General features: G+C 73.2%; 20 protein-coding genes. 11 read left to right on the top strand and 9 right to left on the bottom strand.

Going from position 1 to position 26828, the window contains the following annotated elements; genetic code table 11:
- The coding region (locus ABZ914_RS17345) for an alpha/beta hydrolase family protein (RefSeq protein ID WP_500193946.1) at nucleotides 1–1361 on the top strand (1361 nt) is incomplete at its 5' end.
- Between the two features lie 64 nt (nucleotides 1362–1425).
- Here the strand turns inward: ABZ914_RS17345 and ABZ914_RS17340 are convergent.
- The 4 genes from ABZ914_RS17340 to recA form a co-directional block, all read right to left on the bottom strand.
- Entirely contained in the window at nucleotides 1426–2364 is a 939-nt protein-coding gene (locus ABZ914_RS17340; RefSeq protein ID WP_500193945.1) for a trypsin-like serine peptidase, read from the bottom strand.
- A gap of 53 nt (nucleotides 2365–2417) precedes the next feature.
- A complete protein-coding gene (gene rny, locus ABZ914_RS17335; RefSeq protein WP_500193943.1) occupies nucleotides 2418–3989 on the bottom strand; it encodes a ribonuclease Y in 1572 nt (523 codons plus the stop codon).
- 447 nt (nucleotides 3990–4436) lie between these two features.
- Entirely contained in the window at nucleotides 4437–5015 is a 579-nt protein-coding gene (locus ABZ914_RS17330; RefSeq protein WP_500193941.1) for a regulatory protein RecX, read from the bottom strand.
- Between the two features lie 716 nt (nucleotides 5016–5731).
- Entirely contained in the window at nucleotides 5732–6877 is a 1146-nt protein-coding gene (gene recA, locus ABZ914_RS17325; RefSeq protein WP_500193940.1) for a recombinase RecA, read from the bottom strand.
- 245 nt (nucleotides 6878–7122) lie between these two features.
- Here recA and ABZ914_RS17320 point away from each other — a divergent pair, with 245 nt between their 5' ends.
- From ABZ914_RS17320 to ABZ914_RS17310, 3 genes are all read left to right on the top strand, one after another.
- A complete protein-coding gene (locus ABZ914_RS17320) occupies nucleotides 7123–7992 on the top strand; it encodes an ATP-grasp domain-containing protein (protein ID WP_500193939.1) in 870 nt (289 codons plus the stop codon).
- A 169-nt stretch (nucleotides 7993–8161) separates the two neighbouring features.
- Nucleotides 8162–8479 carry a hypothetical protein gene (locus ABZ914_RS17315; protein ID WP_500193937.1) on the top strand — a complete coding sequence of 106 codons (318 nt, stop codon included), beginning with the start codon at nucleotides 8162–8164 and terminating at the stop codon, nucleotides 8477–8479.
- Between the two features lies 1 nt (nucleotide 8480).
- Nucleotides 8481–9638, top strand: coding sequence for a glutathionylspermidine synthase family protein (locus tag ABZ914_RS17310; RefSeq protein ID WP_500193935.1), 1158 nt, complete (start codon nucleotides 8481–8483; stop codon nucleotides 9636–9638).
- Nucleotides 9639–9682: 44 nt separating this feature from the next.
- Here the strand turns inward: ABZ914_RS17310 and ABZ914_RS17305 are convergent, their stop codons facing one another.
- Nucleotides 9683–9877 carry a DUF3046 domain-containing protein gene (locus ABZ914_RS17305; RefSeq protein ID WP_208265106.1) on the bottom strand — a complete coding sequence of 65 codons (195 nt, stop codon included), beginning with the start codon at nucleotides 9875–9877 and terminating at the stop codon, nucleotides 9683–9685.
- Nucleotides 9878–9886: 9 nt separating this feature from the next.
- A complete protein-coding gene (locus ABZ914_RS17300) occupies nucleotides 9887–11164 on the bottom strand; it encodes an alpha/beta hydrolase fold domain-containing protein (protein WP_500193933.1) in 1278 nt (425 codons plus the stop codon).
- 118 nt (nucleotides 11165–11282) lie between these two features.
- On the opposite strand from ABZ914_RS17300, the gene ABZ914_RS17295 reads away from it, so the two are divergent.
- Nucleotides 11283–15962, top strand: a complete 4680-nt coding sequence (locus tag ABZ914_RS17295; protein WP_500193931.1) for an ATP-dependent helicase — start codon at nucleotides 11283–11285, stop codon at nucleotides 15960–15962.
- Here ABZ914_RS17295 and ABZ914_RS17290 read toward each other — a convergent pair.
- Nucleotides 15883–16953, bottom strand: coding sequence for a DMT family transporter (locus ABZ914_RS17290; RefSeq protein ID WP_500193930.1), 1071 nt, complete (start codon nucleotides 16951–16953; stop codon nucleotides 15883–15885). The genes ABZ914_RS17295 and ABZ914_RS17290 overlap by 80 nt on opposite strands.
- Before the next feature lie 81 nt (nucleotides 16954–17034).
- Here ABZ914_RS17290 and ABZ914_RS17285 point away from each other — a divergent pair, with 81 nt between their 5' ends.
- Nucleotides 17035–17613, top strand: coding sequence for a TetR/AcrR family transcriptional regulator (locus ABZ914_RS17285; RefSeq protein ID WP_500193928.1), 579 nt, complete (start codon nucleotides 17035–17037; stop codon nucleotides 17611–17613).
- On the opposite strand, the gene secA2 is transcribed toward ABZ914_RS17285, so the two are convergent.
- Nucleotides 17594–19927, bottom strand: a complete 2334-nt coding sequence (secA2, locus tag ABZ914_RS17280) for an accessory Sec system translocase SecA2 (protein WP_500193926.1) — start codon at nucleotides 19925–19927, stop codon at nucleotides 17594–17596. The two genes, ABZ914_RS17285 and secA2, sit on opposite strands and share 20 nt — an antisense overlap.
- Before the next feature lie 232 nt (nucleotides 19928–20159).
- Here secA2 and ABZ914_RS17275 point away from each other — a divergent pair, with 232 nt between their 5' ends.
- Nucleotides 20160–20294 carry a hypothetical protein gene (locus tag ABZ914_RS17275; protein ID WP_277819903.1) on the top strand — a complete coding sequence of 45 codons (135 nt, stop codon included), beginning with the start codon at nucleotides 20160–20162 and terminating at the stop codon, nucleotides 20292–20294.
- A gap of 232 nt (nucleotides 20295–20526) precedes the next feature.
- Here the strand turns inward: ABZ914_RS17275 and ABZ914_RS17270 are convergent, their stop codons facing one another.
- Nucleotides 20527–21750 carry an ROK family transcriptional regulator gene (locus ABZ914_RS17270; RefSeq protein WP_190856238.1) on the bottom strand — a complete coding sequence of 408 codons (1224 nt, stop codon included), beginning with the start codon at nucleotides 21748–21750 and terminating at the stop codon, nucleotides 20527–20529.
- 252 nt (nucleotides 21751–22002) lie between these two features.
- Here ABZ914_RS17270 and ABZ914_RS17265 point away from each other — a divergent pair, with 252 nt between their 5' ends.
- From ABZ914_RS17265 to ABZ914_RS17250, 4 genes are all read left to right on the top strand, one after another.
- Entirely contained in the window at nucleotides 22003–23277 is a 1275-nt protein-coding gene (locus ABZ914_RS17265; RefSeq protein ID WP_500193924.1) for an extracellular solute-binding protein, read from the top strand.
- Nucleotides 23278–23476: 199 nt separating this feature from the next.
- Nucleotides 23477–24448, top strand: a complete 972-nt coding sequence (locus ABZ914_RS17260) for a carbohydrate ABC transporter permease (protein ID WP_190856240.1) — start codon at nucleotides 23477–23479, stop codon at nucleotides 24446–24448.
- Nucleotides 24445–25335, top strand: a complete 891-nt coding sequence (locus ABZ914_RS17255; protein WP_500193922.1) for a carbohydrate ABC transporter permease — start codon at nucleotides 24445–24447, stop codon at nucleotides 25333–25335. The genes ABZ914_RS17260 and ABZ914_RS17255 overlap by 4 nt, the downstream gene beginning before the upstream one ends.
- On the top strand, nucleotides 25332–26828 hold a 1497-nt coding region (locus tag ABZ914_RS17250; protein ID WP_500193920.1), incomplete at its 3' end, for a glycoside hydrolase family 3 protein. The genes ABZ914_RS17255 and ABZ914_RS17250, both read left to right, overlap by 4 nt.

The following is a 26828-nucleotide window of genomic DNA, read 5'->3' as shown; positions in this document are numbered from 1 at the left end:
CCCTCTGCCCGGCCCGCCGCGCCCACAGCCCCCCCCCCGGCCCCGCCCCCGCCCCCCCCGGCCCGCCCCCCCCCCGCGCCGGGGGTCCCCCCCCGGGGGGGGCGCCCGCCGCGGGCCCCCCCCCCCCCGAGTCCCTCTACGTCATCTCCGACTGGCCCGGCTGGTGGAACATCTACCAGGTCGGCCTGCACGGCGAGTCCCCGCAGGCGCTCTACCCGGCCGAGGAGGAGTTCACCGGCGCGCTCTGGCAGCTCGGCGGCATGCCGTACGCGCTGCTGGACGACGGGCGCCTCGCCGTCCTGCACGGCGAAGGCGACATGCGGCTGGGCATCTACGACCCCGAGACGCTCGACCTGGTCGACGTCGAGGTGCCGTACGAGGACTGGCACCCGCAGCTGTCGGCCGACGGCACCACGATCGTCGGCATCGCGGGCGGCCCCGACCTGCCGACGTCGGTGGTACGCGTCGACACCACCACGGGCCGCGTCGAGGGGCTCCGCCGGGAGCTCGCCGAGCTGCCCGACGTGGCGTACCTGTCGAAGCCGCGCACCGAGCGCCTCGAAGGCCCGTTCGGGCGCCCCGTCCACGCCTACGTGTTCCCGCCGACCAACCCGGAGGCCGCCGCCCCCGAGGGCGAGCTGCCGCCCTACGTGGTGTTCGTGCACGGCGGCCCGACCGGCCGGGTCTCCAAGGACCTCGACCTGGAACGCTGCTACTTCACCAGCCGCGGCATCGGCGTCATCGACGTCAACTACGGCGGTTCGACCGGGTACGGGCGCGCCTACCGCGAGCGGCTGCGCCGCCAGTGGGGCGTGGTGGACGTCGAGGACGCCATAGCCGCCGCTCAGGCGCTCGTCGACGGCGGCATAGCGGACCCGGCGCGGCTGGCCATCCGGGGCGGTTCCGCGGGCGGCTGGACGACGCTCGCCGCCGCCACCCAGACCGACCTGTTCAAGGCCGCCACGTCCTACTTCGGGATCAGCGACCTGCAGAGCTTCGCCGCGGCCACGCACGACTTCGAGTCGCACTACCTGTTCGGGCTGATCGGCCCGCTGCCCGGCTTCGAGCGGGCCTACGAGGAGCGCTCGCCGCTCAACCGGGCCGACCGGACGGCCTGCCCGGTGCTGCTCCTGCAGGGCCTCAACGACCCGGTGGTGCCGCCGGACCAGTCCGAGCGGTTCGCGGTCGCGCTCGCCAACAAGAAGATGCCGTACGCCTACCTGACGTTCGAAGGCGAGTCGCACGGCTTCCGCCGCGCCGACACCGTCATCGCGTGCCTGGAGGCCGAGCTCGCGTTCTACGGCCAGACCCTCGGGTTCGAGCCCCGGGACGTCGCCCCCATCGACCTGACGGTGGCCTGAGCCCCTTCACCGTCCCGTCCGCCGGCAGGACCCGGCGGACGGGGCAGGACCGTCAGGGGGCGGGTCAGACGGCGCGCTTGTCGGCGGCGGCGCGCAGGTTGTAGACGTCGTTGTCGAAGTACGCCGAGTACGACCGGGACGCCGTGTAGCCGCCGCCCTGGTAGCCGCCGATCACGCCGTTGATGTCGCCCTTCTGCGTCGTGTAGCTGTAGTTCAGCAGCCACGGGCTGCCGCTCGTGCCGCCGTAGAAGCCCGTGCAGTCCATCCGGATCTGGAACTTGGCCTGCTGCGCCGTCTTCGTCCGGCAGTAGATGGGCCGGTCGCGCGGATCGAAGGCGATCTTCGGGTAGCCGGCCACGTTCACCGTCTTGCCGGCGCCCTGGTTGATCGCGAGCTTGTTGTAGCCGACCGCCTTCTGGATCGTCTTGCCGCTCCGGTCGTTCAGCGCGATGAACCCGAAGTCCAGGTCGGGGTCCGTGCTGGTGATCCAGCGCTGGTCGACCAGCAGCATCTTGGCCGTCCACGTGCCGTAGGGCCGCTTCCCCCGGTCGTACTTCGGGACGAACGCCACCTTCGTCGCGTACTGCTTGCCCTTGCCGCCGTGCAGGCAGTGCGCCGCCGTGATCAGCAGCCGCTGCGACGAGCTCTGCACGACGCTCGCGGTGCAGAAGTGGTCGCCCTGGCCGTTGTTGAAGAACAGCGCGCCGATCGTCGGCACCCCGGCGAACGCCTTGGACTGCACGATCGACTGCGCCGACAGCGACCGCCCGGACGCGCCGCCGTTCGGGCGGTCGATGGGCGTCGCCGCGGCCATCCGGTTCGCCGTCCAGTAGCGGGACGCGTCGCCGGCGTCGGCCGCGCTGATCCGCATGCTCGCGGACGTGTCGGCCACCGTACGGCCTTGGGCGTCGCCCGCCGAGTACCAGACCGTGACGGCGCCCGCCGCGACGATGCCGGCGCAGGCGCCGCCCGCGGCCGTCCACCGCATCCACCGATTGCGCATCGCGCAAAACTACCGATCTCCCCGCCCCCGCACAACGGGAACGATCACACCGGTCAGCGCGCGAACTCGATCGCCCGGGACTCGCGCACCACGGTCACCCGGATCTGCCCGGGATAGGTGAGCTCGTCCTCCACCTGCTTGGCGATGTCGCGCGCGATGACCTGCGCCTGGATGTCGTCCACCGAGTCCGGCTTCACCATCACCCGGATCTCCCGGCCCGCCTGCATCGCGAAGACCTTCTCCACGCCCTCGTGCTTCTCCCGGGCGATCTGCTCCAGCCGCTCGAGCCGCTTGACGTAGGCCTCCAGCGACTCCCGGCGCGCCCCCGGGCGGCTGCCGCTCACCGCGTCCGCCGCCTGCGTCAGCACCGCCTCCACCGTGCGGACCTCGACCTCGTTGTGGTGCGCTTCGATCGCGTGCACCACGTCCTCGTCCTCGCCGTACCGGCGCGCTATCTCCGCTCCGATGAGCGCGTGGCTGCCCTCCACCTCGTGCGTGAGCGCCTTGCCGATGTCGTGCAGCAGTGTGCACCGCTTGGCGACGTCCGCCGGCAGGCGCAGCTCGCTCGCCATGATCCCGGCGATGTGCGCGGACTCGATGAGGTGCTTCAGCACGTTCTGCCCGTAGGACGTCCGGTACCGCAGCCGGCCGAGCAGCGCGATCAGCTCCGGGTGCATGTCGGCGATACCGACCTCCACGAGCGCGTCCTCGCCGGCCCGCACGCACCGCTGCTCGACGTCGCTGCGGCTGCGCTCGTAGACCTCCTCGATCCGCTGCGGGTGGATCCGCCCGTCCAGCACGAGCTTCTCCAGGGTCAGCCGGCCGACCTCCCTGCGCACCGGGTCGAAGCAGCTCAGCAGCACCGCCTCGGGCGTGTCGTCGATGATGAGGTTCACCCCGGTGGTGGTCTCGAACGCGCGGATGTTGCGGCCCTCGCGCCCGATGATCCGGCCCTTCATCTCGTCGCTCGGCAGGTGCAGGACCGACACGACCGACTCGGCGGTCTGCTCGCTGGCCACCCGCTGGATCGCCAGCGTCACGATCTTGCGGGCGCGCTTGTCGCCCTCCGCCCGCGCCGCGTTCTCGATCTCCCGGGTGATCGGGATGGCCTCCCGCTTGGCCTGGTTCTCGATCGCCGCGACCAGCTCGCCCTTGGCCTGCTCGGCGGTCAGTCCGGCCGCGCGCTCCAGCACCTTGCGGCGCTCGTCCTCGACCTCGGCGAGCTCCTTCTTGCGCGCTTCCAGGGTCCGCTTGGTCTCGGCGAGCCGGTCGGCCCACTCCTGGAGCCGGCGCATCTCGCCGTCCAGGCGCTGCTCCCGCTCCGCGAGCCGGGTCTCCCGGCGCTCCAGGTCCTCCCTGGCGGTCCGCAGGTCGTCCCGGAGGGCCCGGGCCTCCTCCTCGGCGTCCGCGCGCGCCGACGCGGCGATCCGCTCCGCCTGCGCCTCGGCCCGCTCGCGCGCCTCGCGGGCCTCCTGCTTGGCCCGCCCCCGGATCTCGTCCGCCTCGCCCCGCGCGCGCGCCATCTCCGCGGCGGCCTTACCGGACACGCCGGGACGCCACAGGATGACGATGACGAGAGCGACCAGGGTCACCAGCAACGCTGCACCCAGCAGGACGCTCTCCATGAGGCAGATCCTTCCTCGCCGCGGGCCCGCCCGGGATCGGGGCCCTGACTAGCGAGGATTTACTCGCGCCAGGCCGACGGCCGGGTACACGGCACCGCCGGGCCGCGCGGTGCGCCCGGGCGTTACGGCCGGTTCCGGTCGACGAACGTGTCCTGTATGCCTCTCAGCTGCTGGAACGTGCTCGGTCGTATGGCAATCCGCGAGACGCGGAGTAACTCCTCACTGCCGTAACGGTAAGCGGCATGGAGGTAATGAGCAAGCAAACGCCGGGCATTCCGGACTAACCGAACGTCGGCGTGAGTCCTCCCTTACCGGTCCATCCGCCCGCCCGCACCCCGCGCCACCTGCCCGATCTTCCGGCGCCGGAGTCAGGGAGGGGGCGGCGCGCGGTCAGCCCTTCCGTCATTTCCGGCGTGTCGCCCACCGACCGGAACAGATCGGGCAGAGTCAGTCGAGCGGTGGCGGCTCGTCGGGGAAGGCGTCCGGGTCGGTGCCCTCGTCGGCGAGGGCCTCCTTGACGACCCGGTAGGACAGGCCCGGCGGGTAGCCCTTGCGGGCGAGCATGCCGACGAGGCGGCGCATGCGCTTGGCGGGGTCGACGCCGCGGGTGCCGGGCAGCTTGCGGTCGACCAGGGCCCGCGCGGTCGTCTCCTCCTGGCCCGGGTCGAGGGCTTCGACCGCGTCGCTGACGGTCTCGTCCGCGACGCCGCGCCGGCGCAGCTCCGCGGCGAGCGCGCGCTTGGCCAGGCCGCGCCCGGCGTGCCGGGACTGCACCCAGGCGCGGGCGAACGCCTCGTCGTCGATGAGGCCGACGTCGGTGAACCGGCCGAGGACCTTCTCGGCCACGTCGTCGGGGACGTCCTTGCGCCGGAGGGCGTCCGCGAGCTGCGCGCGGGTGCGCGGCGAGGACGTCAGCAGCCGCAGGCACACCTCCCGTGCCGCGGCCTCGGGGTCAGCGGGCGCCCGCCCGCCGGACTCCGCCTTCTCACGCGCCCCGCCCCGGCGCCGCCCGCCACGCCCGTCCATGCCCCGCCCCTCCAGACCACTCACCGCCCGTCGCGCTCACGAGCGCCAGAATCGTCCACGACCAATGTCAGAGCATGCCCGCCCCACAACGCCCCCGCCCGACGCGCTGACGAGTGAAGGCTCGCCCCACCGCAACCGGCGACAGGCTTTGTGCGCCGCCACGCGACGACCGACCACCTCGACCGTCGCGCCCATGACCGGACCAGGGCCACCCGCCGCAACAGACGAGGGTTTTCGCCCGGCCACGCGCCGACTCCGACGGCCGCACTGCCGAGCGAGGATCGCCGACCGCAACCGCCGTCAGGCTTTGTGCCTGCCCACGCGGAGACCTGGGCGGCCTCGACCACCTCGACCGTCGCGCCCACGACCGGGCGCAGGACCGCCCGCCGCAACCGGCGACAGGGTTTGTGCCCGGCCACGCGGCGACCTCGGCCGTCGCGATCGCGAGCGAAGCCGGATTCAAGCGAAGCGAGAATCCGATCGCGCAGCGAGCCCCCAGGGCGAGTCGGAGCGATGCAGCGATCGCACGCATTGCCCGCCGAAGGGAGGGCGTCCAACGCCCGACCGCCAAGGGCAAGGCAAATTAACTAGAGCGACGGCGCCGTTGGGGAAGGTCCGCGCACCGGCGCGCCGGTGCGCGGTGGGGCGCCGCCGCCCTGCATACGAGATCATCGCTCACTCTTCGTCAAGAGTCACCCGGAACGGGGGATTCGCCGTCAGGAATCGCCCGCGGCCTTGACCGCCTTGGCCTTCTTCCCGGCGGCGGCGCGGCCGGTGGCGGCGGCCGTGACGGGCGCGGCGGGCGCGGCGGCGGGCGCGGGAGCGCCGTCCACCGGCACGGCGGCCGGCTCGGCCTCCTTGTCGACCTTCGGCCCGATGCCGAGCTTCTCCTTGATCTTCTTCTCGATCCCGTCGGCCATGTCCGGGTTGGCCTTGAGGAAGTTGCGGGCGTTCTCCTTGCCCTGGCCGAGCTGGTCGCCGTCGTAGGTGTACCAGGCGCCGGACTTGCGGACGAAGCCGTGCTCCACGCCGAGGTCGATCAGGCCGCCCTCGCGGCTGATGCCCTGGCCGTAGAGCAGGTCGAAGTCGGCGACCCGGAACGGCGGGGCCATCTTGTTCTTGACGACCTTGACGCGGACCCGGTTGCCGACGGCCTCGGTGCCGTCCTTGAGGGTCTCGATGCGGCGCACGTCGAGCCGGACGGAGGCGTAGAACTTCAGCGCGCGACCACCGGTGGTGGTCTCCGGCGAGCCGAACATGACGCCGACCTTCTCGCGCAGCTGGTTGATGAAGATGGCGGTGGTCTTGGTCTGGTTGATCGCGCCGGTGAGCTTGCGCAGCGCCTGCGACATGAGGCGGGCCTGGAGGCCGACGTGGCTGTCACCCATCTCGCCCTCGATCTCGGCGCGCGGGACGAGCGCGGCGACGGAGTCGATGACGACGATGTCGATCGCGCCGGAGCGGATCAGCATGTCGGTGATCTCCAGGGCCTGCTCGCCGGTGTCGGGCTGGGAGACGAGCAGGGCGTCGATGTCGACGCCGAGCTTGGCGGCGTACTCGGGGTCGAGGGCGTGCTCGGCGTCGACGAAGGCGGCGATGCCGCCCTTCTTCTGCACGCTGGCCACCGCGTGCAGGGCGATGGAGGTCTTGCCGGAGCCTTCGGGGCCGTACACCTCGACGACCCGGCCGCGGGGCAGGCCGCCGATGCCGAGCGCGATGTCGAGGGAGATCGCGCCGGTCGGGATCACCTCGACGGGTGCCCGCGCCTCCTCGCCCATCCGCATGACCGAGCCCTTGCCGAACTGCCGCTCGATCTGGGCGAGTGCGGTCTCGAGAGCCTTCTCCCGGTCGTTCGCTGCCATGTGAGATGTCCTTCTCGTTGTGACTTGTCGGCTCTCGGCCGCTGGTCTGCGATGTCGAGGGCGACGTTACGGCGGGCCACCGACACTTTCGAGATGCGGGCGCGGTTGTGGACGACGACACCGGCCGGGGCCAGCTTACCGAACACTCGTTCGATCATCGCCCGGTGCACCGATTCGGGTGGGAATCACCGTGCGCGCCGTGGTCCGGACCCCGTACGCTGGCGCCGTCAACGGAGGGTTCCATCATGACGCTGACCGTCCTCTTCTGCGTCGATCCGATCCACCCCCGGCGCGTTGACCCCCACTATGCACGCGAGGCCGCGGCCGTGCGGGACCACTACGGCGAGACGGCGCTGCTGGACCACGACGCGCTGCGGCGCGGGGACGTGGAGGCGGCGATCCGCGCGGTCCCCGCCGACCTGGGCCCCGTCTGGTATCGGGGCTGGATGGTCACCGGCCCGGAGTACGCCGCGATGGCCGCCGCCCTGAAGCAACGCGGGACGGTGCTGCTGACGCATCCCGACGACTACACGCGCGCGCACGAGCTGCCCGGCTGGCATGAAACGTTCGCCGGGCTGACACCGAACAGCGTGTGGCGCCCTCTCTCCCCCGGGCAGGACCCGGGCGACCTGAACGCGCTCGCCGAGCTGGTCCGGCCGCTGCGCGGCGGCCCCGGGGTGGTCAAGGACTACGTGAAGTCGCGCAAGCACGAGTGGGACGAGGCGTGCTTCGTCCCGGACGTGAAGAACCTCGCGCGGCTGCGCGACGTGGCCGCCAAGATGATCGCCCTGCAGGACGAGTACTTAGCGGGCGGCCTCGTGGTGCGCGAGTTCGAGTCCTACGACGGCGAGGGCGAGGCGCGCGTGTGGTGGGTGGACGGGGAGCCCGCCCTCGTGGGGCCGCATCCGGACACGCCGGGCCTGGAGCCCGATCCGGAGCTGGACGCGGTCGCGCACGCGGTCCGGGCGCTGGGCTGCCGCTTCATCACGACCGACCTGGCGCGCCGCACCGACGGCGAGTGGCGGGTCGTGGAGGTCGGCGACGGCCAGGTCAGCGACCTGCCCGCGTCGGTGGACGCGATGGACCTGTACGCGCACCTGCCGGTCCCGGACTGACGCACGGCGCGTGTCCGGGGCGTGACGGAACCGGCATATGCCCTCTTCCGTCCCATGTTGGGCCGCCTCTAGGCTGTGGCCGCTGTTCTGCCCCTTCGCGAAGGACGTGTTCCCCTTGCCTCCTCAGGAGCCCCGTCGCCGGCTCAGCTCCCGCACGGTCAAAGTCGGAATGGTGAGCGCGCTGTCGCTGACCCTGGTCGCCTGCGGTTCCAGTTCCACCACGGCGCGGTGCGTCGACCGCAACGCGCCGTCCGGCAAGGGCGGCTACAAGGTGGTCCCTGACAGGTACTGCGACGTCGACGACATCGACAACGGCGGCACCGGTTCCTACAACCGGTACTTCTGGTACTACGGCGGCAAGCGAGGCTCGAACGGCTTCGTCTCGGGCGGCAGCCAGTACCGGCCGAGCAAGGGGAAGATCAAGTCCGGTAGCGGGAAGACGCTGAGCCGGGGCGGCTTCGGCGGCAGCGGCAAGAGCGGGAGCTGACGTGCGCCGGATGCGTTCGACGCCGAGGGACGGGTGGGCCGAGAAGGTCGAGGCGCACGGGCTCGCGTTCCACCGGACCGCGCACCCCGAGCACCTGACCCGTCCCTACTGGGACGAGTCCGTCCACTACGTCTTCGACATGGACGAGGTGCTGGCGCTGGAGGCCGTCGTCGAGGAACTGCACGAGATGTGCCTGCAGGTGGTGGAGCACGTCGTCAGCACGGGCCGCTACCACGTGCTCGGCATACCCGACTGGGTGGCGCCCCTCGTCGAGGAGTCGTGGCGGCGGCGCGACCCGCACCTGTACGGACGGTTCGACCTCCGCTATGACGGCCACGGTCCCGCCAAGCTGCTGGAGTACAACGCCGATACGCCGACCGCGCTCGTCGAGAGCTCGGTGGTGCAGTGGTACTGGCTGCAGGACGTGTATCCGAATGACGACCAGTGGAACTCCATCCACGAGCGGATGGTCACCCGGTGGAAGGACCTCGTGCCGAAGCTCGGCGGCGGGCCGGTGCACTTCGCGTGGACCACGGAGGACGAGACCGGCGAGGAGGTCATGACGATCGCCTACATGCAGGAGACCGCCGAGGAGGCGGGCCTGCCGGGCGTGGCGATCGCGATGGAGGACATCGGCTGGGATCGGTCGCGGCGCCGGTTCGTCGACATGGACGAGCAGGAGATCCGCACGCTCTGCAAGCTCTACCCGTGGGAGTGGATCGTGGCGGAGCCGTTCGGGCGGGAGGTCCCGGGCGCGCCGACGTCCTGGATAGAGCCGATCTGGAAGATGGTCCTGTCGAACAAGGCGCTGCTGGTGCTGCTGTGGGAGCTGTTCCCCGGGCATCCGAACCTGCTGCCGGCGTACCTGAACACGCCTTCGGGCCTGACCTCCTACGTCCAGAAGCCGCTCCTGGGGCGGGAGGGCGCGAGCATGCGGATCGTCGCGCCGGACGGCAGCGAGCAGCGCACCCAGGGCGACTACGGCGCGGAGGGGTTCGTCTTCCAGGAGTTCTGCGCGCTGCCGGACTTCGACGGCGAGCACCCGGTGCTCGGCGCGTGGGTGATCGAGGACGGGTCGGCGGGCGTGGGCATCCGCGAGACGTCGGGGCTCATCACCGATGACACGTCGTCGTTCGTCCCGCACCGCATCGCCCTGTAGCGGCCTGTAGCGGCCGGGCGGCGCGCTCCGAGCGCGGTGCGGCGTTACTGGAGCCTGGAGGGGACGTCGAAGGTGGCGACGACGGCCTGCCAGACCCGCTTGGCGGGCTCGCCGTCCGCGAGCGCCTGCTCGATGGTGCGCCCGCCCAGTTCGGCCATGACGTAGTCCTTGGCCACGCTCTGGGCGTAGGCCTCGCCGAACTGCTGGTTCATCCGATCCCAGAAGACTGTTAGACGCACGCGTCCACGCTATCCGACGGGCGGGCCGTCCAAGGACCGCGCGATCTCGCCGGGGACGGCGGGGCCGGTCCCCTGGCGGTACTGGCGGTGCAGGCCGGTCAGGTAGCGCTCGACGCCTTCGACGACGCGGGCCGTCCGGTAGGAGGGGAAGACGTCGAAGGCGTGCTGCCCGCCCTTCATCTCGGCGTAGATGACCGGCGCCTCGGAGACGTCCCGCAGCCGTTCGACGAAGCGGCGCGCCTCCAGGACGGGGATGAGCGAGTCGTGGGTGCCGTGGATGACGAAGAAGGGCGGGGCGTCCTTGCGGATGTAGGTGACGGGCGAGGCCTTGGCGTACGCCTCGCGGTTCTCTTCGAAGGGCAGTTTGACGACCATCTTCTCGACCAGCCGGGTGGAGCCCATGGGGACCGGCCATGGGCCGGCGTCCACGAAGTTGTAGACGCCGTAGAAGGGGACGGCGCCCTGGACGGAGGTGTCGGCGTCCTCGAAGCCGGGCTGGAAGTCGGGCACGTTCGCGGTGAGCGCCACCATCGCGGTGAGGTGGCCGCCCGCCGAGCCGCCCGTCACGCACAGGAAGTCGGGGTCGGCGCCGTACTCCTCGGCGTGCTCCTTGTACCAGGCCAGGAAGCGCTTGAGGTCGATCAGGTGCTCCGGCCAGGTGGCGCGCGGGCTGAGGCGGTAGTTGACGTTGAAGCCGACCCATCCCTGGACGGCCATGTGGTTGAGCAGGGGCAGCCCTTGTTCGCGCTTGTCGCCGATGACCCATGCGCCGCCGTGGATCTGCATCAGCCCCGGGCGCAGCCCTTCCGCCGGGCCGTCTCCGGCAGGGCTGTAGACGTCCAGCTTCAGGCGCAGCCGCCCGTCCTGGTGGTAGACGACGTTGCGCTGCACCTTCACGCCCTTGCGCGGGATCAGGCACAGCGGCGGGACGATCAGGGGCGCCAAGGGGAAGCGCGGTGCGCCGTCCGGGTCGAGGTCGAGGGGCGCCCCGCTCTCCCGGAGCGTGACGACCGTACGGCGGGACGCAAGGATGATGGCGACGGTCCCGGCGGCGCCGAGGACGCCGAGGGCGAGGCCCGCCCAGCCGGCCCAGCCGTCCAGTCCGCCGTAGGCGGCGGTGAGGGAGAGCGTGGCGATCTCGGTGACGAGCAGGTGCGGGGCCATCTCGATGGTGAGCCAGCCGGAGAAGAAGCTCGGCACCAGCAGGAGCGCGCTGTGCCGGGGGGCGTGCGCGTTGGCCGCGAGAAGGGCGAACAGGATCCCGAGGGCCAGCAGCAGGTAGGGCATCGCGACTCCTTGGCGGCATGCGTCCTTCCGGTAGACCATGCCCATACAAGCGCTTGCTTACAACGTGACGCGCGCCACGTGGGCGCATTCTGTCGGACCCGCGAGGCAGTATGGCGCCATGGGCGGTGACGTGCTCGAACGCTTCTCCCCGGCGACCCGTGCCTGGTTCGCCGGGGCCTTCGCCGCACCCACCCCCGCGCAGGCCGGCGCGTGGGAGTCGATCGCCGGCGGCGACAACACCCTGGTGGTGGCGCCGACGGGGTCCGGCAAGACCCTCGCCGCGTTCCTGTGGTCGCTCGACCGCCTCACCGCCGGCCCGCCGCCGCCCGGCGGAGCGGACGAGGCCGGCGAGGCCGCGCCGGAGGATCGGTCCGCCCCGGCCGCCGACCCGCTGCGCCGCTGCCGCGTGCTGTACGTCTCGCCGCTGAAGGCCCTGGCCGTCGACGTGGAGCGCAACCTGCGCGCGCCGCTCACCGGCATCCGGCACGCCGCCCGCCGGCTCGGCCTGCCCGAACCGGACGTCCGGGTCGGGATGCGCTCCGGCGACACACCGGCCGACGAGCGCCGCCGGCTCGCCGTGAAGCCGCCGGACATCCTGATCACCACGCCGGAGTCGCTGTTCCTGATCCTCACCTCGCGCGCCCGCGAGTCGCTGCGCGGCGTCGAGACGGTGATCGTCGACGAGGTGCACGCCGTCGCGGGCACCAAGCGCGGCGCGCACCTGGCGCTGTCCCTGGAGCGCCTGGACGCCCTGCTGGACCGGCCCGCGCAGCGGATCGGCCTGTCGGCGACCGTCCGCCCGCCGGAGGAGGTCGCGGCGTTCCTCGGCGGGACGCGCCCCGCGTCGGTCGTGCAGCCGGGCTCGGACAAGGTGTTCGACCTCGACATCGTCGTCCCGGTCGAGGACATGGGGGAGGTGGGGCAGTTCGTCGCGGAGTCCGGCACCGCCGACCCGCGGCAGCGCAGCATCTGGCCCCACGTGGAGGACCGGCTCCTCGACCTGATCCAGGCGCACCGCTCGACGCTGGTGTTCGCCAACTCGCGCCGCTTGGCCGAACGCCTCTGCGGGCGCCTCAACGAGCTCGCCTACGAACGCGCGACCGGCGAGCCGCTGCCGGAGAACCACTCCCCCGCCGAGCTGATGGCCGAGGCGGGCTCGGCGCGGGGCGCGCCGCAGGAGATCGCGCGCGCACACCACGGGTCCGTCTCCAAGGAGGAGCGGGCCGGGATCGAGAACGCGCTCAAGGAGGGCCGCCTCCCGGCCGTCGTCGCCACCTCCAGCCTGGAGCTGGGCATCGACATGGGCGCGGTCGACCTGGTCGTCCAGGTGGAGTCGCCGCCGTCGGTGGCCAGCGGCCTGCAGCGGGTCGGCCGCGCCGGGCACCAGGTCGGGGCGGTGTCCAAGGGCGTCATCTTCCCCAAGTACCGGGGCGACCTCGTCCAAACGGCCGTGGTGGCCGAGCGGATGCGCGGCGGCGAGATCGAGGAGCTGCACTACCCGCGCAACCCCCTCGACGTGCTCGCGCAGCAGATCGTCGCGATGATCTCCATGGACGAGTGGACCGTCGACGACCTGGAGACCCTCGTCAAGCGCGCCGCCCCGTACGCGACGCTGCCGAGGTCGGCGCTGGAGGCGACCCTCGACATGCTCGCCGGGCGCTACCCCAGCGACGAGTTCGGCGAGCTGCGCCCGCGCCTGGTCTGGGACCGCGTCACCGGCGTCCTGCACGACCGCCCGGGCGCGCAGCGCCTCGCCGTGACCAGCGGCGGGACCATCCCCGACCGCGGCCTGTTCGGGGTGTTCCTGGTCGGCGAGAAGTCGTCCCGCGTCGGCGAGCTCGACGAGGAGATGGTCTACGAGTCGCGGGTGGGCGACGTGTTCGTCCTGGGCGCCAGCTCGTGGCGGATCGAGGACATCACCCCCGACCGCGTCCTGGTCTCGCCCGCCCCCGGCCAGCCCGGAAAGCTGCCGTTCTGGCACGGCGACGCGCTGGGCCGACCCGCCGAGCTGGGCCGCGCGCTGGGCGCGTTCACCCGCGAGCTGGCGGAGCTGCCCGCCGAGGCGGCCCGCGAGCGCGTCACCTCCGCCGGCCTCGACGACTGGGCCGCCGGGAACCTCGTGTCCTACCTGGGCGAGCAGCGGGAGGCCACCGGGCACGTCCCCGACGACCGGACGATGGTCGTCGAACGGTTCCGCGACGAGCTCGGCGACTGGCGCATGGTCGTCCACTCCCCGCTGGGCGCGCGCGTGCACGCCCCGTGGGCGCTGGCCATCGCGGGCAGGCTCCGCGAACGGTACGGCGTCGACGCGCAGGCCATGCACGCCGACGACGGCATCGTCATCCGCATCCCCGACATGGACGAGCCCCCGAGCCTCGACCTCGCGGTGTTCGACGCCGACGACATCGAGCGCATCGTGGTGGACGAGCTGGGCGGCTCGGCGCTGTTCGCGGCGCGGTTCCGCGAGTGCGCGGCGCGCTCCCTGCTGCTGCCGCGCCGCCGCCCCGACAAGCGGATGCCGCTGTGGCAGCAGCGCCAGCGCGCCGCGCAGCTGCTGGCGGTCGCGAGCAAGTACCCGTCGTTCCCGATCGTGCTGGAGACGATGCGCGAGTGCCTCCAGGACGTGTTCGACGTCCCCGGCCTCGTCCAGCTGATGCGCGACATGTCCGGCCGCAAGGTCCGCCTGGTCGAGGTGGAGACGCCGGAGCCGTCGCCCTTCGCGCGCTCCCTGCTGTTCCACTACGTCGGCGCGTTCATGTACGAGGGCGACTCGCCGCTCGCGGAGCGCCGCGCCCAGGCCCTGGCGCTCGACTCGGCGCTGCTCGCCGAGCTGCTCGGCCAGGCCGACCTGCGGGAGCTGCTCGACCCGGAGGCGGTCGCCGACATCGAGCGCGAGCTGCAGCGCCTCGTCCCGGACCGCCGCGCCCGCGACCTCGAAGGCGTCGCGGACCTGCTGCGCGCCCTCGGCCCGATGACGACCGCCGAGGTCGCCCTCAGGACGACCCTGGCCCCCGGCGAAGAGGGCGCCGATCCCGAAGCGGCGGGCGAACCGGGCCCGGCGCGGGAGGTGCTGGTCGCGGCGTCGCGCTGGCTGGAGGACCTCGAGGCCACGCGCCGGGCGATCCGCGTCCGCGTCGCCGGGGAGGAGCGGTGGGCCGCGATCGAGGACGCGGCGCGGCTCCGCGACGCGCTCGGCGCGCCGCTGCCCGTCGGGGTCCCCGAGGCGTTCCTCGAACCGGTGGACGATCCGCTCGGCGACCTGGTCTCCCGCTACGCGCGCACACACGGGCCGTTCCGGACCGGGGACGTCGCCACCAGGTTCGGGCTCGGCGCCGCCGTGGTCGCCGAGACGCTCCGGCGGCTGGCGGGCGCGGGACGCGTCGCCGAGGGCGAGTTCCTGCCCGTCGAGTCCGTCGCGGGCCCGCTGACCAGCGAGTGGTGCGACGCCGGGGTGCTGCGGACGCTGCGCCGCCGGTCGCTGGCCCGGCTGCGCGCCGAGGTCGAGCCGTCCCCGCCGGAGTCGCTCGGCCGGTTCCTGCCGGCCTGGCACGGCATCGCGGGCGGGTCCCGGCTGCGCGGCATCGACGCGCTCGTCCAGGCGGTCGAGCAGCTGCAGGGCGCGGCGGTCCCGGCGTCGGCGCTGGAGTCGCTGGTCCTGCCGTCGCGGGTGGCGGGCTACTCCCCCGCCATGCTGGACGAGCTGACGTCCGCCGGCGAGGTGGTCTGGGTCGGGCAGGGCGGGCTGCCCGGCGGCGACGGGTGGGTCTCGCTGTACCTGGCCGACACCGCGCCGCTGCTCATGCCGGAACCCGCCGAGATCACCCTCACGCCCGCGCACCAGGCCGTCCTGGACGCCCTCGACGGCGGCGGCGCGCTGTTCTTCCGCACGCTCTCCGACCGGGTGAACACGCAGGTCACCACCACCGACGCCGACCTCGCCACCGCCGTGTGGGACCTGGTCTGGGCGGGTCGCCTCACCAACGACACCCTCGCCCCGCTGCGGGCGGCGCTCGGCTCGGGGCGTCCCACGTACCGGTCGCGGACGACCCGGCGCGGCCGTCCCGTCCTGCCGTCCAGGACGGGCCCGCCCACGGTCGCGGGCCGCTGGTGGCCGCTGCCGGCGCGCGAGACCGCCGCGACGCTGCGCTCGCACGCGCTGGCGGAGGCGCTCCTGGAGCGGTACGGCATCGTCATCCGCGGCGCGGTGGCGGCCGAGCGCACGCCCGGCGGTTTCTCCGCGGTGTATCCGGTGCTGCGGGCGTTCGAGGAGAGCGGCCGGTGCCGCCGCGGATACTTCGTCGAGGGCCTCGGCGCCGCGCAGTTCGCGCTGCCCGGGGCGGTCGACCGGCTCCGCGCGCTGCGCCCGTCGGGCGCCGCGCCGGACGACCTCTCGGCGCTCTGGGAGACGCCGCGCAAACCGGACGGCCGCGCTCTGGTGCTCGCCGCGGCCGACCCGGCGAACCCGTACGGCGCCGCGCTGCCGTGGCCGGACCGCGACGACGAGGTCGCGAGCGGCCACAAGCCGGGCCGCAAGGCGGGCGCGCTGGTCGTGCTGGTCGAGGGGCGCCTCGTCCTGTACGTGGAGCGCGGCGGCAAGACGTTGCTGACCTGGGACGACGACCCGGACGTGCTGCAGCCGGCGGTCGACGCGCTCGCGCTCGCGGTCCGCGAGGGCGCGCTCGGCAAGCTGACCGTCGAACGCGCCGACGGCGCGGCGATCAACGACTCGCCGCTCGCCGCCGCTCTGGAGTCGGCGGGCTTCCACCCCACTCCTCGGGGCCTGCGGCTGCGCGCCTGACCCGCGCGGCTGCGCCCCTGACCCGCGCCGCGACCGCGCGCCTGTCCCGCGACCGCCCTGACGACCGACGGCCCCCGCCGCTCCGCCGGGCACCGGCGGCCGGTGCGCGCAGCACGACGGCCACGGCGGCTGCGCACGCCAGGACGCCCGCGAGCGAGAGCGGGGTCAGCGTGCTGCCGAACAGCGCCCACGCGCCGAGCATGGTGGCGGGCGGGGTGAGGTAGAGCAGGGCGGAGGCGCGGCCGACGCCGCTGCGCCGGACGTTCACCCAGTACAGGCCGTAGCCGCCGAACATCGCCATCACCACGAGGACGGCGACGGCGGTCCAGAACGCCGGGTCCGCCGGCGGGGCCAGGTCGCCCGTGGCGCCGGCGAGGGCGGTGAAGAGCAGGGCGCTGATCCCGGCCTGGACGGTGAGGGCGTCCACGAGTCCGATGGACGGCCGGGTGCGGCGTTCGAGGAGGGTCGCGCCGACGAGGCAGAGCGTCGCGGCGAGCGGGAGCGCGTAGGCCCAGAGCGGCGCACCGCCGCGCAGGTCGCCGCCGACCACGAGCGCGACGCCGCCGAGCCCGGCGGCGAATCCGGCCAGCTGCCGCCGGGTGATCCGCTCGCCGAGCACGGGCACGGCGAGGACGGCGGCGAGCAGCGGCTGCAGCGCGGTGATCAGGTTGTCGACGCCGGCGCTGACGCCGTGCTCGGCGGCCACGAAGACGCCGTACAGGTAGCCGCCCTGCCCGAGGGCGCCGATGATCAGGTGCAGGACGAGGTCGCGGCGCGGGATGCGGGGGCGCCGCCATGCGGCCCAGGCCAGGAGCAGCCCTCCCGCGACGATGAACCGCCAGGCCAGCAGGGTGCTCGCCGGTGCGGCGCCGGCGCCGAGCTGCGCGCCGATGAAGCCGGAGCTCCAGGTCACGACGAAGACGGTGCCGATGGCGGCGCCGAGCAGGGCGTCGCGGTGCGGGACGGCGGTGATCCCTCGGGAGGTATACATACCGGTATAGTTACCCTGTATCCACACCGGTATGTAAACTTGGCGCACCAGAGGGAGAGACCAGGAGCGAAGGAGCCGCCGATGCCGGCCACCGCAGGGGAACGCCCGCTCACCCCCGCCGCGCGGCGGGTGCTCCAGGTCGCGGGCGAGCTGTTCTACGAGCGCGGCATCGGCTCGGTCGGCATGGAGCTCGTCGCGGCCGAGGCCGGGGTGACCAAGAAGACCGTCTACGACCGGTTCGGCTCCAAGGAGGCGCTCGTCCTGGCCTACCTGCGCGCCCGCGACGAGCGCTGGCGGACCTTCCTCACCAGGTGGATCGACCCGGTTCCCGGCCCCCGCGACCGCGCCCTCGCGACCTTCGACGCCCTCGGGGAATGGCTGTCCACCGAATGCGGGCGCGGCTGCTCGATGGTGAACGCCTGCGCCGAGCTCCCCGACCCCCGCCACCCCGTCCACGCGGTGGCCGCCGAGCAGAAGGCGTGGGTCAGGGACCTGTACGCCGGCCTCGTCGCCGACGGCGCGCTGGCCGACCAGCTCCTCATCCTGCACGAGGGCGCGGTCGTCGCGTTCAGCGTCGCCGGCGTCCGCGACGCCACCGCCAAGGCCCGCGCCGCGGCCGACGCGCTCCTGCCCGGGAAGGTCAGCGGCGCCGGCCCTTGAACATGGAGATCAGCCCGCGGAGGGCCCGCTCGTCGAGGGAGCCGAACGGGTTGTCGTGGACGAGGTAGGTCCACGTCGCTGACGGCCGCTTGAGGCCCGCCGCGTCGAGGTCGACGCCTTCCGCGGTCGCGGTGAGCTCCTCGAACGCGGCCACCGACCGCCGGCGGGCGTCGCCGAGGAGGCGCTTGCCCGCCGGGACGGCCTCCCGGTTGAACTCGACCAGCGGGTCCAGTCCGCGGCCGAGCGAGCGCAGGTGGATGCCCTCCCGCAGCTCGGCCAGGAAGGCCAGGTGCTCGGCCCAGCAGCGGTCCAGCTGGTACAGGACCACCTGCCGCGAGGCCTCCGCGACCGCCTCGGCACCGGCGATCTTCACCAGTTCGGCGTGCTTGGCGGGCGCGTCCGCGGCCATCGCCGCGTCGGCGGCGTCGCCGGTCAGGACGGCGTCGCGTTCGGTGAGCACCTCGCGGCGCTGCAACCCGATCAGCTGGTTGTAGCGCCAGGTGTTGCGGTGCAGTTCGAGGTCGACGCCCTCGGCGACCCGCTGCGCGTGGCCGACGATCCAGTGCGCGCCCTTGTCATCGACGCGGCCCTCGTCGCCGATCGGGCCCCGGTAGGTCTCGTCGGGCGCGTAGCGGGTGACGAGGTCGTCCTGGAGGCTCGTGAAGAACACCGACCCGCCGGGGTCGCCCTGCCGGCCGGCGCGGCCGCGGAGCTGGTCGTCCAGCCGGCTGCTGTGGTAGCGGCCGGTGCCGATCACCAGCAGGCCGCCCGCGGCGGCGACCTGCTCGCGCCGCGCCCCCTCCTGCTCGGCGGGCGCGGTGCCGGGGACCGGCGCGCCGGGGCCCCCGCCGAGCCGGATGTCGGTGCCCCGGCCCGCCATCTGGGTGGAGACGGTGACCGCGCCCGGCGCGCCCGCCTCGGCGATGATCGCGGCCTCCTCGGCGTCGTTCTTGGCGTTGAGCACGACGGGGTCGACGCCCGCGCGGACGAGCCGGCGGGCGAGCCGCTCGGACTCGGCGACGTCGCCGGTGCCGACCAGGACGGGCCGCCCGGCGGCGTGCGCCGCGACGATCTCCTCGACGACCGCGACCTCCTTGTCGGCGGTGGTGGCGTAGAGGCGGTCCGGCTCGTCGTCGCGGACGCAGGGCCGGTTCGGCGGGACGACGGCGATCTGCAGCCCGTAGAACTCGGTGAGCTGCCCCGCGACGGCCATCGCGGTGCCGGTCATCCCGCAGCGGACCGGGTAGCGGCCGACCAGCTCCTGCACGGTGATCGAGTCGAGGATCTCCCCGGACGGCGACGCCTCCAGCTCCTCCTTCGCCTCGACGGCCGCCTGCAGGCCGTCCGGCCAGCGCTGCAGCAGCGCGACCCGGCCCCGCGACTCGCTGATCAGCTTCACCGCGCCGTCCCGGACGATGTAGTCGACGTCGCGGCGCAGCAGCACCTCGGCGTGCAGCGCGACGTTCACGGCGGTCAGCGTCGCGAGGTTCTCGGGGGCGTACAGGTCGAGGCCGAGGACGCGCTCGACCTCGCGCGAGCCCGCGGCGGTCAGCTGGACGTTGCGGGCCTCCTCGTCGGTGGCGTAGTGCAGGCCGGGCCGCAGCCGCCGGACGAGGTCGGCGTACCGCGGGTCGGCGGGGTCGAGGTCGGCGGCGCCGGCCAGCACCAGCGGCACCATCGCCTCGTCCACCAGCACCGAGTCGGCCTCGTCGACCAGCGCGACGGACGCGGCCCGCTGGACGGCCTCGGCGGGGTCGGTGACGAGCCGGTCGCGCAGGAGGTCGAAGCCGATCTCGCTGACGGGCGCGTACACGACGTCGGCCCCGTAGGCCGCGCGCCGCTCGTCCGGCGTGGACGCCTGCCCGATCGCGTCGACGGACACCCCGAGCAGGGCGTACAGCGGGCCCATCCACTCGGCGTCGCGGCGGGCGAGGTAGTCGTTCACCGACATCACGTGGACGCGTTCGCCGCGCAGCGCGTACCCGGCGGCGGCGAGGGCGCCGGCCAGGGTCTTGCCCTCGCCGGTCGCCATCTCGGCGACGTGCCCGGACAGCAGCGCCAGGGTGCCGGTGAGCTGGACGTCGAAGGGCCGCTCGCCGATCGCGCGGCGGGCGGCCTCGCGGCCGATCGCGCAGAACTCCGGCAGGTCGGCGATCAGGTCCGGGACGGCCGCGGCGGCGGTGAGCTCCGCGTCGGTCAGCGCGCGGACCCGCTCCTCGCGCCGTCCGGCCTCCTCGGCGATGGCGCGGAAGGGCGCGAGATCGACGCTTCCCGGCTTCTGGACGAGCCGTCGGAATCGGTCAAGCAGCGCCATAACGCCCCCTCGATGGCTCGGTCACGGTCCCCCCAACGGCCGGGTCGGATCCCTCGTTCCACATGATCACCGCGGAAGGTCTCCGGAAGATCTCCGGGAGGTCTCCGCACGAGGTCTGACCTCGAATTCATCCCCAAGATGGATCCCCCCGAGCCGCCGGTTTGAGACCATAGAGGCATTACGGGGTTGCGGTGGCCACGGGGAGAGCGCCACCGCGGAACGGGGTTTCACCATGACACCTACGGCACGGTGGGCCGCCGCGCAGCGGCGCAAGCGTCAGATCATCAGCCAGACCCTCATCGACCGCGCTCTCAACGACCCGCGCCGCCACGACCAGGCCGCGACCGTCGAGGCGCAGGAGAAGTAACCGGGCGACGAGCGCCCGCGCGGGCCGCCCCCGCGCGGGCGGGGGGCCCCGCCCCCCCCCGGGGGGGGGCGGGTGTGCCCCACCCCCCCCCCCCCCCCAGCCCCCCCCCCCCCCCCCCCCCGGCCCCCCCCGCGCGGGCGGGCGCCCCCGCCCCCGGCGGGGGCGCTTCGGTACGCCCGCACCGCCCGCACCCGCACTGCCCGCGCGCCCCCCCGCACGGGACCCGGCCGGCTCAGCCCTCGCCCGCCGAGAAGACCTCGTCGCGGGCCTGCTCCAGAGCGGCGTACAGGGCGCCGCGCAGTACCGGGTTGCCCTCCACCTCCGTCACCGCGACGGTCGGACGGGTCGGGCTGATCCGCCCGACGGCCCGTTCGATGCGGGTGGCGAGCGGCGCCCCGCCGGCCCGGCCGAGGCTGCCCGACAGCACCACCAGCCCCGGGTCCAGCACGATGTTGACCGAGGTCACGCCGTAGGAGAACCGGTTGGCGAGCTCGTCCAGGAACGCGCCGCCGCGGGACTCGTCGGCGGCGGCCGCGCGGACGCACTCCACCGCCGTCGGCTCGGTGATGCCGTGCTCGTGGGCCAGGGCGCGGACCCCGTCCGCGCCGACGAGCGCCCCGTAACCGCCGGCGAGGGTCGGGATCCCCCACGAGGTCGACTCGGTGACGCCGCCCTCCTCCTCGGGGACGCGCCGGGCCGTGCTCAACGGGAGCGGCGCGCCGGGGACGGGCAGGTACCCGATCTCGCCCGCGCCCCCCGACCGGCCGCGGTGCAGCCGGCCGCCGAGCATCACCGACAGGCCCATGCCGCGGTCGAACCACATCAGCGCGAAGTCGTCGGCGTCGCGCGCCGCGCCGTAGGCACGCTCGGCGACGGCGGCGAGGTTCACGTCGTTCTCGATCGTCACGGGCCGGCGCAGGTCGGTGCGGAGGGCGGCGAGCACGCCCTCGTGCCAGGCGGGAAGGTCGAAGGAGAACTGGACGTCGCCGGAGCGCGGGTCGACGACGCCGGGGGTGCCGATGACGAAGGCGCTCAGCCGGTTCACCGCGACCTTGGCGGAGCGGCACGCCTTGACTACGGCGTTGTGGACCATCTTGACCGGCTCGTCAGCACCGTTCGGATCGACGGTAACCTGGGCGACCATGCGTCCGGTGATGTCGGCGACGCCCGCGGTGACACCGTCCGGCCCCACCTCCAGACCCGCGACGTAGGCGCTCGACGGCACCACGGCGTACAGGGCGGCGTTCGGCCCGCGCCCCCCGGCCTGTTCCCCGACGACCGCCACCAGCCCGCGCTCCTCGAGCCGGGACAGCAGTTGGGAGGCGGTGACCTTGGAGAGCCCGGTGTGCTCGCCGATCTGCGCGCGCGTGAGCGGGCCGTGCTCGACGAGCAGGTCCAGCGCCGCGCGGTCGTTCAGCTCACGCAGCAGCCGCGGCGTTCCCGGGCGTCTGGCCATGCTGGTACCCCTCGATGTCTCAATCCGCTAACGGGCGGTTTTGTTTAGGAAAGTTTCTTGTTAGTTTACCCGCAAGCGCCGACCGACCCCTCATCCGGGGAGGGGCGTGCAGAGCGCCGACTGGCGAGCAGGGCGCCCGCGGGCGACGCGACGGCGAGCGGGGCATGTCCCGGACCCTAAAGGGTCCGGGCGCGCTCCACTCGCACCGCAGGCCGCAAGGCCCCGCGAGGCGATGCCGGAAAGGAACCCCCAGTGAAGTACATCAAGATTGTGGCCACCGCGGCCGCGATCGCCCTGGCCGCCACGGCCTGCGGCGGCGGAGACGACAAGAAGAAGGACGACTCCGGCGCGGGCAAGGACCCGGCGCAGCTCAAGGTCTGGATGATGGGCGACGGGACCACCGAGCAGACGGACTTCCTCAAGGGCGTCGAGACCGAGTTCAAGCAGAAGCACCCGAACACGGCCGTCCAGATCAAGTACGTGCCGTGGCCGCAGGTCGCCACCACCTTCCAGAAGGCGGCCGCCGGCGGCGAGGGGCCGGACGTGACCGAGCTCGGCAACACCGACGTCCAGTCGCACATCGAGCAGGGCAACCTCGCCGAGGTCACCGACGAGATGTCGGGCTGGGCGGACAACAAGACCCTGAACAAGACCGCCCTCGCCAACGACCAGGCGGACGGCAAGACCTACGCGGTGCCGTGGTACGGCGGCGTCCGCGCCATCTGGTACCGCAAGGACTGGTTCGACGAGCTGAAGATCCAGCCTCCGGCGAACTGGGCGGACCTGGTCACCGCGGCGAAGAAGGTCCAGGACGCCAAGAAGGTGCCCGGCATCGGCGCCCCGAGCGACCAGACCAACGCCCTCGTCAGCTTCATCTGGGGCAACGGCGGCGAGGTCGCCGTCAAGGACGGCGGCAAGTGGACCGGCAAGCTCGACCAGCCGCAGGCCGTCGAGGCCGTGAACTTCTACGCCGGCCTCGTCACCAAGGACAAGGTCGCGCCGGAGAAGTACGTCGGCAAGAACGAGCTGGACGGCCCGCAGCGCGACTTCGCGCTCGGCAAGCTCGGCATGTACATCGACGGCAGCTGGGCGCTGGCGCAGATGAAGAAGATCTCCCCGAAGAACGCCGACAAGTGGGCGGTCTTCCCGATCCCCGCCAAGAACGGCGGGAACGCGCCGGTCATGGCGGGCGGCTCCGACCTGGCGGTGTGGAAGGACAGCAAGGCCAAGAAGGCCGCGTTCGACTACATCACCATCCTCAACAACGCCCAGAACGCCAAGAAGTGGGCCGACATCAGCGGCTTCTCCTCGATGCGCTCGGACGTCCAGTTCTCCGACCCGGCGCTCGCCCCGTTCACCCAGATCGCGGCCAACACCAAGTTCACCCCGATCAGCGCCGGCTGGGGCGACTTCGAGCAGTCCAAGAAGGTGCTGCCGAACGCGGTGAAGGCGATCATGCAGGGCAAGTCCGCCGACGACGAGATGAAGAAGGCCAACGAGCAGGCCAACGAGCTGCTCAACCAGTAGCCAGGCCGCTCGTCATGTAGCACCGTGCATCCGGCGGGCCCGCACCGCAGTCCCCCGCGGGCCCGCCGGAACACGCACCGCTGGATCTCGCACCGCCGGACCCCGCCGCACCCGGCTCCGCACCGCCGGGGCCCGCCGCACCCCGGTCCCGCCCCGCCGGGTCCCGCACGCCACCCGTCCCCGCTGATCGGAAGCGTTCATGCTCGACACCGCTCCCGCGGTGCGCAGGCCGCCGGGCCGGAGACCGTCCGGCCGCGGGCGCCCGCACCGCCGGCCCCGCTTCGGGCCCTACCTGCTGATCGCGCCGACCGTCGTCGTGATCGCCGTGCTGATGTTCTGGCCGATGATCCAGATCGGGATCATGTCGTTCCAGAAGGTCGGCAACCGCCAGCTGCGCGGCGAGCCGGCCGAGTCGGTCGGCACCGAGAACTTCGACACCATCCTCAAGGACCCGCTCTTCTGGGCGGCCTTCCGGCACACCGTGCTGTTCGCCATCGTGGCGGTCACCCTCACGATGGTGATCGGGACGCTGGTCGGGCTGCTGCTCAACCGGCTCGGCAAGCGGATGTCGAGCTTCGTCTCCGGCGGCGTGATGGTCGCCTGGGCGACCCCGCCGGTCACCGCCGCGATCATCTTCAGCTGGCTGTTCGGCTCGACCGGCGGCCTGGTCAACTGGTTCCTCGACAAGCTGCCGGACGCCCTGGTCGGCGGCGGCTGGAACGACTACAACTGGTTCGCCACGCCGCTGTCCACCTACACGGTGCTGACGGTCTGCGTCGTCTGGCAGGCGTGCCCGTTCGTGGCGGTGTCGGTGCTGGCCGGCCTGAAGAGCGTCCCGCGCGAGCTGTACGAGGCGGCGCGGGTGGACGGCTCGGGCCCGTGGCGGACGTTCTGGAGCCTCACCTACCCGATGCTCAAGCCGATCTTCCTCGTCGTCCTGGTGATGTCGATCATCTGGGACTTCAAGGTGTTCACCCAGCTGTTCATCATGTCCGGGATGGCCAACCGCGACGCGTTCAACCTGTCGCTGTACGGCTACTCGGAGGCGTTCGGCGCGCTCAATCCCAAGCTCGGGATGGGCTCGGCCATCGCGGCGGTGCTCACGCTGATCCTGCTCGTCGTCACCGCGCTGTACGTGCGGGTCATGGTGCGTCAGGGGGAGACCCGATGACCCAGGCAACCGTCAAGGCGGGACGCTCCGGGCGCGGCCGCCCGGCCGCGCGCAGGCGGGCCCGCACGATCGGCCTCAACGGGCTCGGCGTGCTGGTGTTCGTGCTGGCGGTGTTCCCCGTCTTCTGGATGGCGTCCACCGCGTTCAAGCCGAACAGCGAGATCTTCAGCACCACGCCGAAGCCGCTGCCGACGCACCCGACGCTGACGCACTTCGACTTCGTGCTCAACGGCGGCATCGCGCAGGTGTCGTTCTGGACGTACTTCCGCAACAGCATCCTGCTGGCCCTGATCACCGTCGTGGCGTCGAGCCTGCTGGCGCTGCTGGCGGCGACCGCGGTGGCCCGGTTCCGCTTCCGGTTCCGGACCACGTTCCTGGTCATGCTGCTGGTCGTGCAGATGGTGCCGTGCGAGTCGCTGGTCATCCCGCTGTTCCTGGACCTCAAGCGGCTCGACATGCTGAACACGCTGCCGGGCCTCGCGGTCGTCTACATCGGGTTCGCGGTGCCGTTCGCGATCTGGATGCTGCGCGGCTTCGTCGCCGCCGTCCCGAAGGAGCTGGAGGAGGCCGCCGCGATCGACGGCGCCGGCCCGATCCGCACCTTCTTCACCGTCATGCTCCCGCTCGTCGCGCCCGGCCTGGTCGCGACCAGCATCTTCTCGTTCATCACCGCGTGGAACGAGTTCATCTTCGCCTTCACGTTCCTGGACGACCAGGACAAGTACACCCTGCCGATCATGCTGCAGTTCTTCTTCGGCCGCAGCAGCACCGCCTGGGGGCCCATCATGGCAGCGTCGACGCTGCTCACCATTCCCGTCATCGCCTTCTTCCTGCTCGTCCAGCGCCGCATGGTGTCCGGGCTGACCGCCGGGGCGGTGAAGGGGTGACCACCGACGACATCGCGACCACCGGCGAGATCGCCCGGCTGGCGCGGGGCACCCTGCTGCCCTCCTTCCCGGGCGCGTCCGCGCCGCGCTGGGTGCTGGACGAGCTGGAGGCAGGCCTCGGCGGGGTGACGCTGTTCGCGCTGACCGGCAACGTGCCGAGCCCGGAGTCGCTGGCCGCGCTGACCGCGCAGATGCGCAAGGCGGGCGACCCGTTCGTCACGATCGACGAGGAGGGCGGCGACGTCACCCGGCTCGGCGGGCACGCCACCGGCAGCCCCTACCCGGGCAACGCCGCGCTCGGCGCGGTCGACGACCCGGAGCTCACCCGGCGGATCTACCGGTCGCTGGGCGCGGAGCTGGCCGAGGTCGGCGTCAACCTCAACTTCGCGCCGTCGGTGGACGTCAACACCGCCGACGACAACCCGGTGATCGGGACGCGCTCGTTCGGCGCGGACCCCGCCCTCGTCGCCCGGCACGCGGCGGCGGCCGTGACCGGCACGCAGGAGGCGGGGGTCGCCGCCTGCTGCAAGCACTTCCCGGGCCACGGCGCGACCGTGGAGGACTCCCATCTCGGCGTCCCGATCGTCGACGCCGACCTGGAGCTGCTGGACCGCCGCGAGCTGGTCCCGTTCCGGGCGGCGATCGCGGCCGGCACCCGCGCGGTGATGACCGGGCACCTCAACCTGCCCGCGATCACCGGCGGGACGCCGGCGACGCTGTCGCGCGCCGCGATCACCGGGCTGCTGCGCGAGCACCTCGGCTACGAGGGCGTGATCGTCACCGACGCGCTCGACATGCAGGGCGCCAGCGGTGCCATCGGCATCCCGGAGGCGTCGGTGCGGGCGCTGATCGCGGGCGCGGACCTGCTGTGCCTCGGCCCGAACGAGCACGCCGAGACGCTCCGGGCGACCCTCGACGCGATCGAGGAGGCGGTGCGGACCGGGCGGCTGCCCGCGTCCCGGCTGCACGACGCGGCAGAGCGGACGCGGCGGCTGCGCGCGTGGCTCGCGGGCAGCAGCCCCGCCGCGGTGGACCGCGCCGCGGGGCTGGAGGGCGCCCGCCGGGCCGTCCGGGTGACCGGGGCGCTGCCCGGCTGGAACGGCGCGCCGCTGGTCGTCGAGGCGGAGGCGACCGGCAACATCGCGGTGGGGCCGACGCCCTGGGGCCTGCGGCCCTGGGCGCCCGACGCCGTCCGGACCGCGGGGGCGCCCGGAGAGGCGGAAGGTGTCCTGGAACGTGCCAGGGGACGCGGCCTGGTGGTCGTGCTGCGGGACGCCCACCGGCACGCCGCGCAGCGGGCGCTCGCGACCGCCCTGCTCACCGCCCGTCCGGACGCGGTGATCGTGGAGATGGGGCTGCCGGTCTGGCGCCCCGGCTCGGCCGTCTACATGGCCACCTACGGCGCCGCGGCGGCCAACGCGCAGGCCGCCGCCGCGCCCCGCGGGCGGGGCGCGGCCGCCGGGTGGCGGCGCCCGAGCCGGGGGGGGGCGGCG

The sequence above is a fragment of the Spirillospora sp. NPDC046719 genome (assembly GCF_040645715.1).
Lineage (GTDB): Bacteria > Actinomycetota > Actinomycetes > Streptosporangiales > Streptosporangiaceae > Spirillospora.
This window is presented reverse-complemented; position numbering and strand designations above follow the sequence as displayed.